The organism is Symbiopectobacterium sp., assembly GCF_051710365.1.
GTDB lineage: Bacteria > Pseudomonadota > Gammaproteobacteria > Enterobacterales > Enterobacteriaceae > Symbiopectobacterium.
This window is the reverse complement of sequence record NZ_JBPETA010000328.1, coordinates 1-1,878: the sequence shown is the minus strand read 5'-3', so window position 1 is coordinate 1,878 and position 1,878 is coordinate 1. Positions and strand designations below refer to the sequence as shown.

At 48.7% G+C, this 1,878-nt stretch carries 2 protein-coding genes; both read right to left on the bottom strand.

Going from position 1 to position 1,878, the window contains the following annotated elements; genetic code table 11:
• Positions 1 to 383: 383 nt before the first annotated feature.
• Positions 384 to 1,451 carry a phage integrase Arm DNA-binding domain-containing protein gene (locus ACTBDZ_RS17410; protein ID WP_438816221.1) on the bottom strand — a complete coding sequence of 356 codons (1,068 nt, stop codon included), beginning with the start codon at positions 1,449 to 1,451 and terminating at the stop codon, positions 384 to 386.
• The gene (locus ACTBDZ_RS17405; RefSeq protein ID WP_438816222.1) at positions 1,429 to 1,614 is read right to left on the bottom strand and encodes an excisionase; all 186 of its coding nucleotides are present in this window, start codon (positions 1,612 to 1,614) and stop codon (positions 1,429 to 1,431) included. Before ACTBDZ_RS17405 ends, ACTBDZ_RS17410 begins: the two co-directional genes overlap by 23 nt.
• Positions 1,615 to 1,878 lie beyond the last annotated feature (264 nt).

The window sequence follows — 1,878 nt, the reverse complement described above, 5'->3', positions numbered from 1 at the left end:
GGGCGTTACAGGGTTTCGTTGACTCGATTTTTAAACTGATGGGGTTGTCTTGTGCCGCCCACGTGCCGCACTGTACAGATTTGTGACGTAATGTGCCGTGTTATGGCGTAAAAATGCGGTGTGAATGTGATTTGTCACGCCTAAGGAAGGGAGTCGGCAGGTCGAAATGAGCTGTAAATTATTGATAAAAACGTTGTGTATTGTCGTGCTTTGTTGTGTTTTGTCGCCTATCTTTTGAGCGCCAATCTGGTGTAATTATATGATAATTAATATTTTATCAATTTAGGCCTCCGGTGTCAGTCCAACAGCAGCATTAAAATATAGTCCTTTTTATTCAAATGGTTACAAGCAATCGATCGAAATTACTCGAAATTCAGTCGAAATTATTCAATCTCAGCCCACTCTGCCCCTCTTACATCGCGATACTTATCGGTCATCTCTGAGGACTTATGTCCTAGCAATTTTTGCGCATAATCCTTCCCTTTCTCATCGGTGTAAAGTCGCGCTGACAAACTTCTGATTTCATAAAATGAGGGAGGGTTACGTTCCCAGATTAATCCTGATATACGACGCGCCTTCAAAAAAGCGGTAGATACCGTTTTTGCGGCAAATTGCTGGTGTTTAGCGTCTGCGACGATATGCGTTACCCCGTTGTTTAATCCACTGAACTGGTTCAGTACATCGGAAAGGCATAAATTGAGGCAGTCGATGCGGATTGTCTCGGAGAAGGCAAGCACCATGCCTGTTTTCGCCTGCTTGATGTAAAGGCGTCCGTCTTTGAAATCCTCCCAGCGTAGCGCCCGTATATCGCCCAAACGTTGGCCGGTCACCAGGGCAAGATCAAGACAGGGTCCAACCCATGCGGGTAATGAATCCGCAGCCTTGCGTATGAGCTTCCACTCATCCAGCGTTATACGCTCCCTCTGAATGTCCACCCGCTGATTACGCGTAACCTCGACTGGATTGCTTTTGAGTAGCCCCTCTGCAATGGCCTCACGAAACAAGTCAAGTAGCAATGCTCTGATGCGGTTTGCCATGGTGACTTTTCCTGCGTTTACCCACTGATTAAGGAACGAGGCGATCTCTTTGGTTTCTACTTTCTGAATAGCAAACTCGCCTAAATGGGCGTTAACTGCTTTCAGGTATTTATTGTACGTGTTCATCGTTGTCGGCTTGAGTTTCCGGCCTCCGAGTATCGTCAGATAACGTTCAGACCATTGACTAACGGTCGTCGTCTGCGTTCCGTTGATGCGGTCAACGAGTGGTGATTGTTTTGATGAGCCATAAATCGCCATATTGGCTGCGATGGCTTGCGTAATGGCCTCCTGTCGATGGCGGCCCAGGCCATACTCTTTTCCGGTGCGCGGGTCACGGTAGCAAAAATAGCCGCCATTACGGGGTTGCAGGTTTGGCGGCAAGTCGCGGTTCTTATGACTTCTCCGGCGTGCCATGTCTTATCCTCGATAACAGGGCGGGATGAAGGTAACCTGATGAGCTAAGATTTTTATTCTGGGTAAGCTTGCAGGCGTTTTCCTCAACCAGATACTCGCGCCCATCTCGTATCGGTGCGGGAAAAATCATTCCGTTCCTGACCAATCGCCTGACGGTTTCCATACAACGCGGACGGGGTTGCCGCCGGTTCCACTCGGATAAGGTGATGTATGCCATAATTGACCTCTGCTAAAATCAGGCCGCTGCGCTGTTCGTCATGACGGCGAGCGGGTGGGGGAATTTGTGAATCTCAGAAACGGTACAGTGAAGGTTGCAGACAGGGTGTGCAGTGATGCAGGTGATTTCAGGCTGTAACAGTCTTGATTAAGGTGCTGGGGCAGGTCGTAGAGGTTTGCGTTGCTGCTCGAGGATATCGATAAGCCTTCT

Excerpts from the sequence above, each read along its gene's own strand:
- ACTBDZ_RS17410 (WP_438816221.1), bottom strand. The coding sequence starts at position 1,451 with ATGGCACGCCGGAGAAGTCATAAGAACCGCGACTTGCCGCCAAACCTG.
- ACTBDZ_RS17405 (WP_438816222.1), bottom strand. The coding sequence starts at position 1,614 with ATGGAAACCGTCAGGCGATTGGTCAGGAACGGAATGATTTTTCCCGCA.